This is a genomic window from Trinickia camelliae, assembly GCF_053525655.1.
Map to the genome: position 1 here is coordinate 101002 of NZ_JBCHAA010000013.1, position 16448 is coordinate 117449.

The 16448-nt window shown below is 65.0% G+C and carries 15 protein-coding genes; 8 read left to right on the forward strand and 7 right to left on the reverse strand.

Translation table 11 applies throughout. The annotated features are described in order from the left end of the window. The first annotated feature begins 91 nt into the window (after positions 1-91). The 7 genes from recG to ubiA all read left to right on the forward strand — a co-directional run bounded on the left by recG (position 92) and on the right by ubiA (position 7046). Positions 92-2281, forward strand: a complete 2190-nt coding sequence (recG, locus tag AAHK20_RS21365; protein WP_449183502.1) for an ATP-dependent DNA helicase RecG — start codon at positions 92-94, stop codon at positions 2279-2281. A 131-nt stretch (positions 2282-2412) separates the two neighbouring features. Next, on the forward strand, positions 2413-3372 hold the full coding sequence (locus AAHK20_RS21370; protein ID WP_449183503.1) for a hydrogen peroxide-inducible genes activator: 960 nt from the start codon (positions 2413-2415) through the stop codon (positions 3370-3372). Positions 3373-3514: 142 nt separating this feature from the next. Beyond that, positions 3515-3667 (forward strand): hypothetical protein, encoded by a 153-nt coding sequence (locus tag AAHK20_RS21375; RefSeq protein WP_449183504.1) that lies wholly within the window; start codon positions 3515-3517, stop codon positions 3665-3667. Positions 3668-3728: 61 nt separating this feature from the next. Then, positions 3729-5183, forward strand: a complete 1455-nt coding sequence (locus AAHK20_RS21380) for a catalase (protein ID WP_449183505.1) — start codon at positions 3729-3731, stop codon at positions 5181-5183. 76 nt (positions 5184-5259) lie between these two features. Continuing rightward, entirely contained in the window at positions 5260-5421 is a 162-nt protein-coding gene (locus tag AAHK20_RS21385; protein ID WP_449183506.1) for a hypothetical protein, read from the forward strand. 135 nt (positions 5422-5556) lie between these two features. Beyond that, positions 5557-6048: a Dps family protein gene (locus AAHK20_RS21390; protein WP_449183507.1), complete on the forward strand. Its 492-nt coding sequence runs from the start codon at positions 5557-5559 to the stop codon at positions 6046-6048. A 134-nt stretch (positions 6049-6182) separates the two neighbouring features. Continuing rightward, positions 6183-7046, forward strand: a complete 864-nt coding sequence (gene ubiA, locus AAHK20_RS21395; protein ID WP_449183508.1) for a 4-hydroxybenzoate octaprenyltransferase — start codon at positions 6183-6185, stop codon at positions 7044-7046. A 5-nt stretch (positions 7047-7051) separates the two neighbouring features. Here ubiA and proC read toward each other — a convergent pair whose 3' ends face one another. From proC to AAHK20_RS21425, 6 genes are all read right to left on the reverse strand, one after another. Continuing rightward, complete coding sequence (proC, locus tag AAHK20_RS21400) at positions 7052-7864, reverse strand: pyrroline-5-carboxylate reductase (RefSeq protein ID WP_449183509.1); 813 nt, start codon at positions 7862-7864, stop codon at positions 7052-7054. Between the two features lie 65 nt (positions 7865-7929). Further along, positions 7930-8628, reverse strand: a complete 699-nt coding sequence (locus AAHK20_RS21405; protein WP_449183510.1) for a YggS family pyridoxal phosphate-dependent enzyme — start codon at positions 8626-8628, stop codon at positions 7930-7932. Positions 8629-8654: 26 nt separating this feature from the next. Further along, entirely contained in the window at positions 8655-9881 is a 1227-nt protein-coding gene (gene glcF / locus AAHK20_RS21410) for a glycolate oxidase subunit GlcF (protein WP_449183511.1), read from the reverse strand. Between the two features lie 8 nt (positions 9882-9889). Next, entirely contained in the window at positions 9890-10978 is a 1089-nt protein-coding gene (gene glcE / locus AAHK20_RS21415; protein ID WP_449183512.1) for a glycolate oxidase subunit GlcE, read from the reverse strand. A 215-nt stretch (positions 10979-11193) separates the two neighbouring features. Next, on the reverse strand, positions 11194-12702 hold the full coding sequence (locus AAHK20_RS21420; protein ID WP_449183513.1) for an FAD-linked oxidase C-terminal domain-containing protein: 1509 nt from the start codon (positions 12700-12702) through the stop codon (positions 11194-11196). An 85-nt stretch (positions 12703-12787) separates the two neighbouring features. Further along, positions 12788-14203: an FAD-binding oxidoreductase gene (locus tag AAHK20_RS21425; RefSeq protein ID WP_449183514.1), complete on the reverse strand. Its 1416-nt coding sequence runs from the start codon at positions 14201-14203 to the stop codon at positions 12788-12790. 196 nt (positions 14204-14399) lie between these two features. Between AAHK20_RS21425 and AAHK20_RS21430 the strand changes: the two genes are divergently transcribed. Then, a complete protein-coding gene (locus AAHK20_RS21430) occupies positions 14400-14951 on the forward strand; it encodes a cob(I)yrinic acid a,c-diamide adenosyltransferase (protein WP_449183515.1) in 552 nt (183 codons plus the stop codon). A 19-nt stretch (positions 14952-14970) separates the two neighbouring features. Here AAHK20_RS21430 and aroG read toward each other — a convergent pair whose 3' ends face one another. Beyond that, positions 14971-16044 carry a 3-deoxy-7-phosphoheptulonate synthase AroG gene (gene aroG, locus AAHK20_RS21435; RefSeq protein ID WP_449183516.1) on the reverse strand — a complete coding sequence of 358 codons (1074 nt, stop codon included), beginning with the start codon at positions 16042-16044 and terminating at the stop codon, positions 14971-14973. Between the last annotated feature and the right edge of the window lie 404 nt (positions 16045-16448).

Genomic DNA, 16448 nt, shown 5'->3' on the forward strand with positions numbered 1-16448 from the left:
AATCGGGTATCCGCCTCGATGATGCACAAGCCGACTGGCCCGCTGATCCGCCAACCCTGTTAAAGCCGCTATTGTACTTGCGAAGAGACTCATGCCCTTGTCCGAACGCCGATTGCCCGACTCCGACGACGATGCGCCCGTGAAGCCGAAGCGGCGCGCGGCGCGGGCAGGGGCGGCGGGACAGGAGAAGCAAGAAAAAGACGACGCCCCCGCCAAGCTCCCCAAAACCGCCGACAAGCTCGCCAAACTCGGCCTGAAACACGACATCGACCTCGTGCTGCATCTGCCGATGCGCTACGAAGACGAGACGTCGCTCACGCCGATCGGCGAGCTGCTCCCGGGCGAGACGGCTCAGACCGAAGGCGTCGTCTTCGACAACGAGATCGCCTTCCGTCCGCGCCGCCAACTCGTCGTCAAGCTGCGCGACGAAGCGGGCGAAGAACTCGCGCTGCGCTTTCTGAATTTCTACGGCTCGCAGGTCAAGCAGATGGCGGTCGGCACGCGTCTGCGTGTGCGCGGCGACGTGCGCGGCGGTTTTTTCGGCATCGAGATGGTTCATCCGGCCGTGCGTCCCGTCGACGAGGACACGCCGTTGCCGCAGGCGCTCACGCCCGTGTACCCGAGCACGGCGGGGGTCTCGCAGGCGTACTTGCGCAAGGCGATCGACAACGCGCTCGCGCGCACGACGCTGCCTGAGCTCGTGCCGCCGCCGATCGCCGACGCTTACTTCCGGCCGCTGAACCTGCCGCCGCTGATGCAGGCGGTCCGCACGCTGCACCACCCGAGCGCCGACGCGGATGAAACAGCACTGATCGACGGCACGCATCCGGCGTGGTCGCGGATCAAGTTCGAGGAGCTGCTCGCACAGCAGCTTTCGCTCAAGCGCGCGCACGAAGAGCGCCGCACGCGCTCGGCGCCCGTGATGCCGCAGCGCGCGGCGCACGACCCCGAATCGCTGACGGCGCGTCTCTCTCGCGCGCTGCCGTTCGCCTTGACGCGTGCGCAACAGCGCGTCGGCGCCGAGATCGCGGCCGATTTGACCCAGCCGCACCCGATGCAGCGCCTCTTGCAGGGCGACGTCGGCGCCGGCAAGACGGTCGTCGCCGCGCTCGCGGCCGCCCAGGCCATCGATGCGGGCTACCAAGCGGCGTTGATGGCGCCGACCGAAATCCTCGCCGAGCAGCACGCGCGCAAGCTGCGGGGCTGGCTCGAACCGCTCGGCGTCACGGTCGCGTGGCTCGCGGGCAGCTTGAAGGCGAAGGAGAAACGCGCGGCCATCGAAGCGGCGGCATCTGGCGCGGCGCAGCTCGTGATCGGCACGCACGCGATCATCCAGGATGCGGTCGAGTTCGCGCGGCTTGGCTTTGTGATCGTCGACGAACAGCACCGCTTCGGCGTCGCACAACGTCTCGCGCTGCGCGCGAAGGCGCAAAACGCCGCCGATGGCGCGGCCAGCTTCCAGCCGCATCAGCTGATGATGTCCGCGACGCCGATCCCGCGCACGCTCGCGATGACCTACTACGCGGACCTCGATGTCTCGACGATCGACGAACTCCCGCCCGGCCGCACGCCGATCGTGACGAAGTTGGTCACCGATGCGCGCCGCGAAGAGGTGATCGGCCGCGTGCGCGAGGCGGCGCTGACCGGGCGGCAGGTCTATTGGGTCTGTCCCCTGATCGAAGAAAGCGAGACGCTGCAGCTCCAGACCGCCGTGGAGACTTACGAGACGCTCGCCGCCGCGCTCCCGGAGCTGCGCGTCGGCCTCGTGCACGGACGGCTCGCGCCGGCAGAGAAGGCCGCTGTGATGGACGCGTTCTCGCGCAACGAGGTGCAGCTGCTCGTCGCGACGACGGTGATCGAAGTCGGCGTCGACGTGCCGAACGCCTCGCTGATGGTGATCGAGCACGCGGAACGCTTCGGTCTCGCGCAATTGCACCAGTTGCGCGGCCGGGTGGGGCGCGGAAGTACGGCGTCGGCGTGCGTGCTGCTCTATAGCGGACCGCTCTCGCTGGCGGGGCGCGCGCGCCTGCAGACCATGCGCGAAACCACCGACGGCTTCGAAATCGCGCGCCGCGACCTCGAAATCCGTGGTCCGGGCGAATTCCTGGGTTCGCGGCAGTCGGGTGAGGCGATGCTGCGCTTCGCCGATCTGCAGCAGGACGGCTGGCTGATCGAACCCGCGCGCGAGGCGGCCACACGGCTCCTCGCCGAGTATCCCGAGGTCGTCACTCAGCATCTCGCCCGCTGGCTTGGCGCGCGCGAGCAGTACCTGAAGGCGTAGCACGGGCGGCGATCGCTTCCGTCGGCCGGATGGCATAGGGCGACGTGATAGGGACCTTTGAAGGTTGGCGAATCGCCCGCATCGGTGTATAACTTAAACCTATCGACTCCAATGTCTTGATTGGTCCCCCAATGACGCTCACAGAACTGAAATATATCGTCGCAGTGGCCCGGGAGCGCCACTTCGGGCGCGCGGCCGAGGCGTGCTTCGTCAGCCAGCCGACGCTGTCGGTTGCGATCAAGAAGCTCGAAGACGAGCTCAACGTGCAAATTTTCGAGCGCGGCACGAGCGAAGTCAGCGTGACCCCGATCGGCGAACAGATCGTCACGCAGGCGCAGCGCGTGCTTGAGCAGACGCTCGCGATCAAGGAAATCGCCAAGCAGGGCAAGGACCCGCTCGTTGGCCCGTTGCGGCTCGGCGTGATCTACACGATCGGGCCCTATCTGCTGCCCACGCTGGTCAAGCAGATGATCAAGAACGTCCCGCAGATGCCGCTGATGCTGCAGGAGAACTACACGCTCAAGCTGATCGAGCTGCTCAAGCAGGGCGAGATCGACGTCGCGATCATGGCGCTACCGTTTCCGGAGACCGGCTTGATGGTGCGTCCGCTGTACGACGAGCCGTTTGTCGTCGCGCTGCCGTCGGGGCACGCGTGGGAGTCGCGCAAGTCGATCGACGCCGGCGATCTGAAGCAGGAGACGATGCTGCTGCTCGGCAGCGGGCATTGCTTCCGCGATCATGTGCTGGGCGTTTGCCCAGAGCTGATGCGCTTTTCGCAGAACGCCGACGGGATTCAGAAGACCTTCGAAGGGTCGTCGCTCGAGACGATTCGGCACATGGTGGCGAGCGGCGTCGGCATTACTGTGCTGCCGCGCATGTCGGTGCTGGAGGTGAAGGCGCATGCGCCGGGCGTCGACGCGGGGCTTTTGAGCTATGTGCCGTTCGAGGAGCCGGTGCCGGACCGCCGGGTCGTGCTCGCGTGGCGCAAGAGCTTTACGCGGATGCCGGCCATCGAGGCGATCAGTGAGGCGATCAACTCGTGCGAACTGCCGGGGGTCAGCAAGCTCGACATGCCGGTCGTCCTCAACTGAGGCCGTAGCCTCAAAAGGGCGGCGACGAGCCGCCCTTAGCCGCCGCCTATTGAATAGATATAATTAATCAAATTTCATAATTCAATAGGCATCGGTAGACTTTGCTCCATGGATCTCGCATCCCAATCCCATGGAGGAAGTCATGAATCAGCCCTTTGTCCCGCTCACGACGAGCCCGGCTCAGTCTGCAGCCGCGCCTCAGCAATCCAGCACCGGTAGCCAGGCTCTCTCGATGTTCAGTGGAGCGCGCACTGTGGCCTTCTCGCTCCTGGTCGATCGCGCGCTGTCGGCGTAAGCCGCGCATTCCGACCCACTGCTTTCCCACTCCCCATAAAACCGCCCATTAGGAGCTCCGGATGTCCGACCGTACTCTCACCACTGCAGCAGGCGCGCCCGTCGCCGACAACCAGAACTCGATCACCGCCGGTCCGCGCGGCCCGATCGCCCTGCAAGACGTGTGGCTGCTCGAGAAGCTCGCGCATTTCGACCGTGAAGTGATTCCCGAGCGTCGTGTCCATGCGAAGGGCTCGGGCGCATTCGGCACGCTCAAGGTCACGCACGACGTCTCTCGCTACACGAAAGCGAAGCTGTTCTCGCAGGTCGGCAAGGAAACGCCGCTCTTCATCCGCTTCTCGACGGTTGCGGGCGAGCGCGGCGCCGCCGACGCCGAGCGCGACGTGCGCGGTTTCTCGATCAAGTTCTATACGGAAGAAGGCAACTGGGATGTTGTCGGCAACAACACGCCCGTGTTCTTCATCCGCGATCCGCTCAAGTTTCCGGACTTCATCCACACGCAGAAGCGCGATCCGTACACGAACATGCGCAGCAACGTCGCCGCGTGGGACTTCTGGGAGCGTCATCCGGAGTCGCTGCACCAGGTTACGATCCTGATGAGCGATCGCGGGATTCCGAAGAACTATCGCCAGCAGCACGGTTTCGGCTCGCACACGTACTCGTTCATCAACGCGAACAACGAGCGCTTCTACGTGAAGTTCCACTTCAAGTCGCTGAACGGCATCGAGAACTACAGCGACGCCGAAGCCGCGCAAGTGATCGCGGGCGACCGTGAAAGCGCGCAGCGCGACCTGATCGAGAACATCGACAAGCAGAACTTCCCGAAGTGGGCGTTCCGCATCCAGGTGATGCCGGAAGCCGAGGCGGCGAAGGTGCCGTACAACCCGTTCGACATCACGAAAGTCTGGCCGCACAAGGATTTCCCGCTGATCGACGTCGGTGTGATCGAGCTGAACCGCAATGCGCAGAACTACTTCGCGGACGTCGAACAGGCGGCATTCACGCCGGCCAACGTCGTGCCCGGCATCGGCTTCTCGCCGGACCGTCTGCTGCAAGGGCGTCTGTTCTCGTACGGCGACGCGCATCGCTATCGCTTGGGCGTGAACCATCACCAGATTCCGGTGAATGCGCCGAAGTGCCCGTTCCATCACTCGTTCCACCGCGACGGTGCGATGCGCACGGACGGCAACCTGGGCGGCAACGTGAACTACGAGCCGAACCGGTTCGGCGACTTCGCGCAGGATCGCAACGCAGCGGAGCCGCCGCTCGCGGCGGGCGTGGTCGACCGCTACGACCATCGCGAGGATGCCGACTACTACAGCCAGCCGGGCGCGCTCTTCCGGCTGTTCGATGCGGGCCAGCGCGAGCGTCTGTTCGCGAACATCGCGCGTCACATCGACGGTGTGCCGGAAGACATCGTCGCGCGTCAGATCGAGCATTTCCGCCAGGCCGATCCGGCGTACGCGGAAGGCGTGATCGCTGCGATCGCGAAGCAAAAGGCGGCGAAGGCGAAGTAAGCACGAAGGAAGAAGGGAACGCGCGTCACGTCGCGTGTTCCCTTCAGGAACCGTTGACGTTCAAGGAGAAACGATCATGACCCAGGTGATGTTGAATATCGGCGATGCGTTGTTTGCGCAACCCGCAGCGCGCAAGAACGGCATCGCACTCGCTCAAAAGGCGATCGGGCTCGCGATCGTCAGCAGCGGTTTCGCAGTGATCGTCGCGCAGGGCTTGCAGTTTGCGTTTGGCCAATGAGCCTGCGCTCGGCGTGGCACGCTGCATGCGTCGCTTCATCGTTCTACGCTACACTGTCGAGCGTTTGAGCGATCGCCTTATTGGTTGTTGGCGCATCGTTCCAGCCGGTAGAACCACACTGCTCACGGAGTCGTCATGGCGAAGAAAAGCACTGCAGCACCGCAAATCAACATCGGCATCAGCGACAAAGATCGCAAGAAAATCGCGGACGGCCTCTCGCGTCTGCTCGCCGATACGTACACGCTGTACCTGAAGACCCACAACTTCCATTGGAACGTGACGGGTCCGATGTTCAACACGCTGCATCTGATGTTCGAGACGCAATACAACGAACTGGCGCTCGCCGTCGACGCGATCGCAGAGCGCATCCGCGCGCTGGGCGTCATGGCGCCGGGCAGCTACAAGGAGTTCGCGAAGCTGTCGTCGATTCCCGAGGCAGATGGCGTGCCGGCTGCGGAAGAGATGATCCGCCAGCTCGTGGAAGGCCAGGAAGCGGTGGCGCGCACGGCGCGCGAAATCTTCCCGGCAACGGAAGCGGCCAACGACGAGCCCACCGCCGACTTGCTCACGCAACGCATGCAGACGCATGAAAAGACCGCGTGGATGCTGCGCGCGATGCTGGCTTAAGTGTTGTCGTTGGCAAGCGCGCTCCTCGCCGCTCGCCTGTAGTCCAGTAGTACGAGAAGAGCCTTCCGGACGGATTCGGAAGGCTCTTTTCATTTCGGCTCTAAAATATCGGGATTGTTTTCACTCGCCCGCCCATGTTCGCCCGACTCCCTCTCTATCTGCGCCTTGTCCGCATGGACAAGCCGATCGGCAGCCTGCTTCTGCTCTGGCCCACGCTCAACGCGCTGTGGATTGCGTCGAATGGCCGTCCGTCAGTCTCGCTGCTCGTGATTTTCGCGCTGGGTACCGTGCTGATGCGCTCGGCGGGCTGCGCGATCAACGATTACGCCGATCGCGACTTCGATAAGCACGTGAAGCGCACCGAGAATCGGCCGATTACCTCGGGCAAGATCCGGGCGTGGGAGGCGGTGGCGATCGCGGTGGGGTTGGCGATCGTCTCGTTCCTCTTGATTCTTCCCCTCAACACACTGACGAAGGAGCTGTCGGTGGCGGCGCTGTTCGTCGCGGGCTCGTATCCGTTCACGAAGCGGTTCTTCGCGATCCCGCAGGCGTACCTCGGCATCGCGTTCGGTTTCGGCATTCCGATGGCGTTCGCCGCCGTGCAGGATCATGTGCCGATGCTCGCGTGGGTGATGCTGCTCGCGAATGTGTTCTGGTCGGTGGCGTATGACACCGAATACGCGATGGTCGATCGCGACGACGACATCAAGATCGGCATCCGCACGTCGGCGCTGACGTTCGGCCGCTTCGACGTGCTCGCGATCATGATCTGCTACGCGGTGACGCTCGGCATCTATGTGTGGATCGGCATCGCGCTCGGCTTCGACGCGCTGTATTGGCTGGGCTGGGCGGCGGCGGTCGGCTGCGCGATCTACCACTACACGTTGATTCGCGGCCGCGAGCGGATGCCTTGCTTCGCGGCGTTCCGGCACAACAACTGGCTGGGCGGGGCGTTGTTCGTCGGGATTGCCGCGCATTACGCCGTGGCGGGGCTCTGACGCATTCACTGCTTGCCGAGCTCGTTTCCCATTTCCTTCGCACGCGCATCGGCGGCCAGCACGCCGCGCACGATCGCATCCTTGACGCCCTGCGCGTCGAATGATGCCAGCGCCGCGGCCGTCGTGCCGCCTTTCGACGTCACGCGCTCGCGCAGCACGCTTGCCGGTTCGCCCGACTGCGCGGCCAATTGCGCCGCGCCGGTGAATGTCGCGACTGCGAGCGCACGGCCTTGCGCTTCGTCCATGCCAAGCTGACGCGCAGCTTCCTGCATCGCCTCGATGAAATAGAACACGTAGGCCGGGCCGCTGCCGGAGATCGCGGTGACAGCATCGATCTTCGATTCATCGTCGAACCAGACCGTTTCGCCGACCGCGCCAAGCACTTGCGAGGCGAGCGAGCGGCCCGCTTCGTCGACACCGGCCAACGCCGCGAGCCCCGTCACGCCCATGCCGACGAGCGCCGGCGTGTTCGGCATGGTCCGCACGATGCGCGCATAGCCGCCGAGCCAGCGCGACAAGTCGTCCGCGCGAATGCCGGCGGCGATGCTGATGACGAGCTGTGTCGACAGATGCGGCGCAAGCGCCTCGCTCACGCTTTTCAGCACTTGCGGCTTGACCGCCAGCACGATCGCGTCGTAGCCGGCGAGGGCGGCGTCCGCTGCGGCGCCGGTCTTGATGCCGAACTGCTGGGCAGTCCGTGCGCGCGCTTCTTCACTGACGTCGATCGCGTACAGGTCGAGCGGTGCAACGCCGCGCTTGATAAGACCGCCGATCAAGGCCGCGGCCATGTTGCCGCCGCCGATGAATGCAATTTTCATGATGTGCGAGGTAAGGGAGTTAGGAGAGGAGCGCGGGCGATACGCCTGCCGCGCTCAGTACGTGTTTATTGTGCGTACTGCCGCGCGCCGAAGATGGCGGTGCCGACGCGCACGATCGTCGCGCCTTCGAGCACCGCCGCTTCGAGATCGCTGGACATGCCCATCGACAGCGTGTCGAGCTCGAGCCCCTCAGCACGCAGACGCTCGAACAATTCGCGCAGCGCCCGATGCGGCGCGCGTTGCGCTTCGACGTCGCCGGCGGGTTCCGGAATCGACATCAGGCCGCGCAGACGCAGCTTCGGCAGCGCGGTAATTTCGCGCGCGACCGACGGCACCTCGGCGAGCGCGACGCCGCTCTTCGTATCCTCGCCGCTGATGTTCACCTGCAAGCACACGTTGAGCGGCGGCAGGCCGTCGGGGCGCTGCTCGGACAGCCGCTGCGCGATCTTCAGACGGTCCACCGAATGCACCCAGTCGAAATGCTGCGCGACGGGCTTGGTCTTGTTCGATTGCAGCGGGCCGATGAAATGCCATTCGAGTTCGGCGCGCAAATCGGCGAGCGTTTCGATCTTCGCGATCGACTCTTGCACGTAGTTTTCGCCGAACGCGCGCTGGCCTGCGGCATGCGCTACGCGAACAGCGTCAGCGGGAAACGTCTTCGAGACGGCGAGCAGCGCAATCGTTGCGGGGTCGCGCCCCGCGGACTGCGCGGCGCGCTCGATGCGTTGATGCACCGAGTCGAGATTGTGAGCGAGATCGGACATGGGAAAACGGATCAAAGAGTGTGGTTTCAGCCGAACAACAAATGCTCGACGAGCTGAATCCAATGCGCGACCGGCACCGACGTACCGCTTTGCAGATGCGATATGCAGCCGACGTTCGCCGAGACGATCATCTGCGGTTCGAGCGCGTGCAGGCTATCGAGTTTCTGGTCGCGCAGCTTGTAGGACAGCGCCGGCTGCGTGAGCGAATACGTGCCTGCCGAGCCGCAGCAGAGGTGGCTGTCGGCCGGCAGCCGCACTTCGATGCCGAGCGAATTCAGCAAGTGCTCGACCTTGCCGCGAATCTGCTGTCCGTGCTGCAGCGTGCACGGCGGATGAAACGCGACCGTGTGCACGCCGCGGCGGCGCGTGAGCGCGGCGAGTTCGGTTTCGAAGTTCGGAAGGATCTCAGCGACGTCGAGCGTCAGCTCGGAAATGCGCGCCGCTTTTTCCGCGTAGGTCGGGTCGTGCCGCAGCAGGTGCCCATACTCCTTCACCGTCGCGCCGCAGCCCGAGGCGTTCATTACGATCGCTTCGGCGCCGCCTTCGACGTAAGGCCACCACGCGTCGATATTGCGGCGGATGTCGTCGAGCGCTTCGTCGTTGTAGCCGAGGTGCAGGCGGATCGCGCCGCAGCAGCCGGCCTCGGGCGCGATGACGAGTTCGATGCCGAGCGCGTCGAACACGCGCGCCGTCGCGATGTTGATATTGGGCAGCATCGACGGCTGCACGCAGCCGGCCAACAGCAGCATCTTGCGATCGTGCGTCGCGGTCGGCCATTCGAGCTGGCGCTGGCGGGCCGGTACCTTGTCGCGCAGCTTGCGCGGCAGAAGCGGCCGCACGTGCTGACCGATCCGCATCAACGGCGAAAAGAGCGCGCTGTTCGGCACGAAGCTCGCGAGGAGCCGGCGCAGAATCCGCTGCCTGGCGGGGCGCGGCACCTGTGCTTCGACATGCTTGCGGCCGATCTCGACGAGCCGCCCGTATTGCACGCCCGACGGGCACGTCGTCTCGCAGTTCCGGCACGTGAGGCAGCGGTCCAGATGCAGCTGCGTGCTGCGCGTGACGGGCGCGCCTTCGACCATCTGCTTGATCAGATAGATGCGCCCGCGCGGGCCGTCGAGTTCGTCGCCGAGCAGTTGATAGGTCGGGCAGGTGGCCGTGCAGAAGCCGCAATGCACGCACTTGCGCAGGATCGCGTCGGCCTCTTCGCCGTCGGGCGTGTTACGGATGAAGTCCGCGAGATTGGTCTGCATCGCGTCGCTCAGAAATCGGAGTAGAGGCGGCCGCGATTGAACACGCGGGCCGTATCGAATGCAGCCTTCAGGCCACGATGGATTTTCATCAGCGGTGCGGGCAGCGGTGTGAAGACGCCCGCGCTGCGGTCGTAGCCGTGGCCGGTACGGAAGATCGTCGCGTGGCCGCCGGCTTGTTTGGCGCTCATGCGCACCGTCTGCGCGTCGGTATCGGTGATCCACCAGCGCTGCGCGCCGCCCCATTCGACGAGCTGCGCACCCGGCAATTGCAGCGGCTCGGTGATCGAAGGCAGCCCGAGCCGCCACAGCGCCGCCTTGGGCGGAATCGCCGAGAAGAACGGATCAGTTTGCTCGCGCAAGCCTTCCCAGAAGCGCTCGGCCTCGACCGCGTCGACCACTTCGCCGCCGAGCGACGTGCGTGCGGCCTTCACCGCGCTTTCCGCACCGGCGAGCCGCACGACGAGCGTGCCGTTGCGCCAGGCGCTCGCGGTGATCGGGAGCGGTCTGCCGCCCCATTCGTTGAGCTTGCGCACGGCGTCGGTGCCGTTCATGTCGAATTTGACCGTGGTTTCGGAGGCGGGACGCGGCAGCACTTTCACCGACAGCTCCAGAATCAGCCCGAGCGTGCCGAGCGACCCTGCCATGAGACGCGAGACGTCATAGCCGGCGACGTTCTTCACCACTTGCCCGCCGAAATGCAACGGCTCGCCTCGGCCGTTCATCAGCACGACGCCGAGCACGAAGTCGCGCGCCGCTCCAGCGGCCACGCGCCGCGGCCCGGCGATGCCCGCTGCGATGCAGCCGCCGAAGGTGGCGCCGCGGCCGAAGTGGGGCGGCTCGAACGCGAGCATCTGGTTGTGTTCGGCGAGCGCCGCTTCGATTTCCGCAAGCGGTGTTCCGCAGCGCGCCGTAATCACGAGCTCGGCGGGATCGTACGAGAGGATGCCCCGATACGCGCGGGTGTCGAGGATCTCGCCCTCGAGCGCCTGACCGTACCAGTCTTTCGTGCCGCCGCCGCGAATGCGCAGCGGCCGTCCGTCGGCCGAGGCCGAGCGGATGCGTTCCGACCAGCCGGCGACGATGTCGTCCTCTTCCATGGCACTCCGCTTGTTTTTTGATCAGTCAGGTCAGATATGGGGTCGATTGTACCGGGCGACTCGGGGCAAGCAAGCCGGAGGCGCCCCGGGCGGGTAAATCCTTGTTGTGGCGCGGCCGTTTATTGGGGGCGTAAGCCTTGGGATAGCCGCAAGCGGATCGGCCGCTGGTGCATCGATGGCGCCGGCGGACTTGCCGTCCGCCGGCGCCGCCCCGCTCAAAAGCGCGGCAGCTCCGCATGCGGCAGCAGCCCGCCGCGCACGTGCATCTTCCCGTACTCGGCGCAACGCGAGCGCGTCGGAATGCCCTTGTCGGGATTGAGGAGCCCGAGCGGATCGAACGCGTGCTTGACGGCAAAGAACGCATCGCGCTCTTGCGGCGAAAACTGCACGCACATCGAATTGATCTTTTCTATGCCGACGCCGTGCTCGCCTGTCACCGTCCCCCCCAGCTCGACGCAGGTCTCGAGGATGTCGGAGCCGAACTCTTCGGCGCGGTGCCATTCGTCGAGATCGTTGCCGTTGAAGAGGATGAGCGGGTGCATGTTGCCGTCGCCCGCATGGAACACGTTCATGCAGCGCAGGCGGTACTTGCGCTCCATCTCCTCGATGCGCGCGAGGAGTGGCCCGATCGCACGGCGAGGCACGGTGCCGTCCATGCAGTAGTAGTCGGGCGAGATGCGCCCGGCGGCCGGAAACGCGTTCTTGCGGCCCGACCAGAACTTGAGCCGCTCGGCTTCGGAGCGCGAGATCTGGATGCGCGTCGCGCCGTGTTCGCGCAGCACGGCCGTCATGCGGACGATTTCCTCCGCGACTTCCTCGGGCGTGCCGTCCGATTCGCAGAGCAGGATCGCCGCGGCGTCGAGATCGTAGCCGGCGCCGACGAACTCCTCGACGGCGCGCGTCGCGGGCTTGTCCATCATTTCGAGGCCGGCCGGGATGATGCCCGACGCGATGATGCCGGCGACCGCATCGCCGCCTTTCACGACGTCGTCGAAGCTCGCCATGACGACTTGCGCGGTCTGCGGCTTCGGAATCAGCTTGACGGTGACTTCGGTGACGATCGCGAACATGCCTTCGCTGCCGATCATGACGGCGAGCAGGTCGAGCCCCGGCGAATCGGGCGCGAGCGAACCGAATTCGACGATGTCGCCCTCCATCGTGACAGCGCGCACGCGCAGCACGTTGTGCACGGTCAGGCCGTACTTCAGGCAGTGCACGCCGCCGGAGTTTTCGGCGACATTGCCGCCGATCGTGCAAGCGATCTGCGACGACGGATCGGGCGCGTAGTAGAGGCCGTAGGGCGCGGCGGCTTCGGAGATCGCGAGATTGCGCACGCCCGGCTGGACGATCGCGGTGCGCGCGTAGGAATCGACTTCGATGATCTTCTTGAAGCGGGCGAGCGACAGGACGATGCCGTTCTTGATCGGCATCGCGCCGCCCGAGAGCCCGGTGCCCGCGCCGCGCGGCACGATCGGCACGCCGAGGCGCCGGCAGATCTGCACGATGCGCTGCACCTGCGCTTCGGTTTCCGGCAGCGTCACCGCGAGCGGCAGCCGCCGGTACGCAGCCAGGCCGTCGCATTCATAGGGTGTGGTGTCTTCTTCGCGATACAGCAGGCAATGTGCGGGCAGCACGGCCATCAGCGCTTGCACGACTTCGCGCTGGCGCTCGGCGAGCGCTTCGGCTGAGAGCTCAGTGGCCGCCAGCTCGGTGGGGTGGTTCATGTCTCCTCCTGCATGGTCTCGGCCCGCTAGGTCGCAGGGTGTGGTTGGCCGGCGCCTTTCTCAGATGCGTCCGCCGGCCCCGACACTATGCCGTATAAGAAAAAATCTTACCCGGGTTCATCAGGTTGCGCGGATCGAGCGCGTGCTTGACGGCGCGCATCGCGTCGATCGCGTCGGCGCCGTGCTCGTCGAGCAGAAAGCCCATCTTGTGCAACCCGACGCCATGCTCGCCCGTGCAGGTGCCGTCCATGCGCAGCGCGCGTTCGACGATGCGGCGGTTCAGCCGCTCGGCTTCCTCGAATTCCTCGGGCTTGGCCGGGTCGATCAGCATCGCGACGTGGAAGTTGCCGTCGCCGACGTGGCCGACGATCGGGCACGGCAGCGGCGAGCCCTTCAAGTCCTGCTCGGTTTCGACGACGCATTCGGCGAGCCGCGAGATCGGCACGCAGACGTCGGTCGTGACCGCGCGGCAGCCCGGCTTCAACTGCAGCATCGCGAAGTAGGCGCTGTGCCGCGCGTTCCACAGGCGGCTGCGGTCTTCCGGCCGGGTGGCCCACTCGAAGCCGCTGCCGGCGTTGTCGGCGGTGATCTGCTGGACCGTTTCCGCCTGCTCCTTGACGCCGGCCTCGGTGCCGTGGAATTCGAAGAAGAGCGTGGGCGACTCGGGCAGCGTGAGGTTCGAATGACGATTGATCGCGCGGATCGCGAGCGAATCGACGAACTCGACGCGCGCGATCGGCACGCCGAGCTGAATCGTTTCGATGACGCTTTTGACCGCGTCGCCCATCGACGGGAACGTGCAGATTGCCGCCGATACCGCCTCCGGCTGCGGATAGATGCGCACGGTGATTTCGGTGATGACGCCGAGCGTGCCTTCCGAGCCGACGAACAGCCGAGTGAGGTCGTAGCCCGCCGACGATTTGCGCGCGCGTGTGCCGGTCTTGACGATGCGGCCGTCGGCGAGCACGACGGTCAGGCCGAGCACGTTCTCGCGCATCGTGCCGTAGCGAACGGCGTTGGTGCCGGAAGCGCGCGTTGCCGACATCCCGCCGATGCTCGCATCCGCACCCGGGTCGATCGGGAAGAAGAGACCGGTATCGCGCAGTGCCTCGTTGAGCGCCTTGCGCGAAACGCCTGCCTGGACGGTGACGGTGAGGTCCTCGGCGGCGATCGACAGCACTTGGTTCATCTCGGACAAGTCGATCGACACGCCCCCTTCGACCGCGAGCAGATGCCCTTCGAGCGACGAGCCGTTGCCGTAGGGAATGATCGGCACGTTGTACTGGCCGCAGAGTTTCACGGCGGCCTGCACGTCTTCGGTGGAGTGAGCGAAGACGACCGCGTCGGGCAACTGCGGATCGAACGGCGATTCGTCGCGCCCGTGATGCGCGCGCACGGCATCGGAGGTCGAGACGCGCTCGCCGAAGGCGGCTTTCAGCGCGTCGAGCAATTCAGCAGGAACGGGGCGGCGAACGGAGGCCGGCGGCACGGGATGATTCACGGATGTCTCCTGGCGGCGGGGTGCAGCGTGTTATGGCGAAGAGGCGTTTATAGCGCGCTTTTGAGACGGTCCATTCTACGCTGAACGTCTTCGCCGGACCCCCGAGATATCCCAAAATCCTATAATGGTGGCCGCTGTGCGGCGGCTTTGCCGGCGCCGTTAATCAAGGACACCCCGCCATCGATAAGGAGCCGAAATGGGTCACCGTTTGAGCAAAATCGCCACTCGCACCGGCGACGACGGCACCACCGGTCTCGGCGACGGCAGCCGCGTCCGCAAGGACGACGCCCGCATTGCCGCGATGGGCGACGCCGATGAATTGAACTCGCACATCGGCGTGCTGCTGTGCGAGCCGCTCCCCGCCGACGTGCGCGAGATGCTGACGGCGATTCAACACGATTTGTTCGATTTGGGCGGCGAGCTGTGCATTCCCGGCCACACGATGATCACGGATGCGCATCTGGCGCAGCTCGACGGATGGCTCGCGCGGTGCAACGCGGATCTGCCGCCGCTCAAGGAATTCATTCTGCCGGGCGGCTCGCGCTCGGCGGCGCTTGCGCATGTCTGCCGGACGGTGTGCCGCCGTGCCGAGCGCTCGATCGTGGCGCTGGGTGAGACGCAGGCGGTCAACGAGGCGCCGCGGCGCTATGTGAATCGGTTGTCCGACCTGCTGTTCGTGCTGGCGCGCGTGCTCAATCGCGCCGATGGCGGCAGCGACGTGCTGTGGCAGCACGATCGCGGCCGCTAATCTCGATCAATTCGCTACATCAATTCCCGCTGCCGCGCGCGACGCGCCGCTGCCGGACACTTTGCGCGAGCCCTTCGAGCACGCCAATGCTGGCATCCCAATCGATACACGCATCGGTGATGCTCTGGCCATAGGTCAGCTCGCAGCCTTCCTTGAGGTCTTGCCGGCCCGCCACGAGATGCGACTCGATCATCACGCCGACGATCCGCTCGTCGCCCGAAGCGATCTGGCGGCCGATATCGGCGCACACCGGGATCTGGTTCTCGTGCTTCTTCGAGCTGTTGGCGTGGCTCGCGTCGATCATCAGACGGGCGGCGAGGCCGGCTTTGCTGATGTCGGTGCAGGCCGCATCGACGCTCGCCGCGTCGTAGTTCGGCACCTTGCCGCCGCGCAGGATGATGTGGCAGTCCTCGTTGCCGGCCGTCGACACGATCGCCGAGTGCCCGCCCTTCGTCACCGACAGGAAATGGTGCGGCTGCGACGCGGCCTTGATCGCATCGACCGCGATCTTCACGTTGCCGTCGGTGCCGTTTTTGAAGCCGACCGGGCAGGAGAGGCCCGAGGCCAGCTCGCGGTGCACTTGCGATTCGGTGGTCCGCGCGCCGATCGCGCCCCACGAGATCAGGTCGGCGATGTACTGCGGGCTGATCATGTCGAGGTATTCGGTGCCGGCCGGCAGCCCCAGCTCGTTGATGTTGACGAGCAGCTCGCGGGCGGTGCGCAGGCCTTCGTTGATCTTGAAGCTGTTGTCGAGGTACGGGTCGTTGATGAGGCCCTTCCAGCCCACCGTCGTGCGCGGCTTTTCGAAGTACACGCGCATCACGATTTCGAGTTCGCTGGCCAAGCGCTTGCGCTCTTCGACGAGCCGTCCGGCGTATTCCATCGCCGCTTTCGTGTCATGGATCGAGCAGGGCCCGATGATGACGATCAGACGGTCTTCCATGCCATGCAAGATGCGGTGCATCGACCGGCGGGCATTGAAGATCAGGTCGGACATCGGTTCCGTGCACGGGAACTCGCGGATCAGGTGCGCGGGCGGCGTGAGTTCTTTCAGTTCTCGAATTCGGACGTCATCGGTATTGTGCGGGGGCATTCTGGTTCTCCATTGCGGTGTGGCTCGCTCGAAGCACGCGTTTCCGGGAAAGCGATGTCGAAGCGGACGGTATTCAAAAAGCGTTCAAAAATTCGTAGCGGTTAAACAAGCTGTTGATCGAGGCCAAGTCACGGGGCGAAAAAAAACCGCCAGACTTGCTGGCGGTTTTTTCGGGAATTCTGGGTGCCTTTAGCGCACTGTTACTCCTCTCGATCCGCCAGCGGTCTGAGATACCAAAAGAAGTAAAAGTAAAACTTGGCGGACAACATGGCTTGGAAAGGAAGCGGCTCGTCTAAAAAGGTACTCGGCTTTATAACCCGGTCGGGCGCGGCTGACAACCCATGAACCCGAAAAATGCGGATTTTCCGCATCGTTTGGTGTCGGCGCGCAAAAAATCTGCGCGC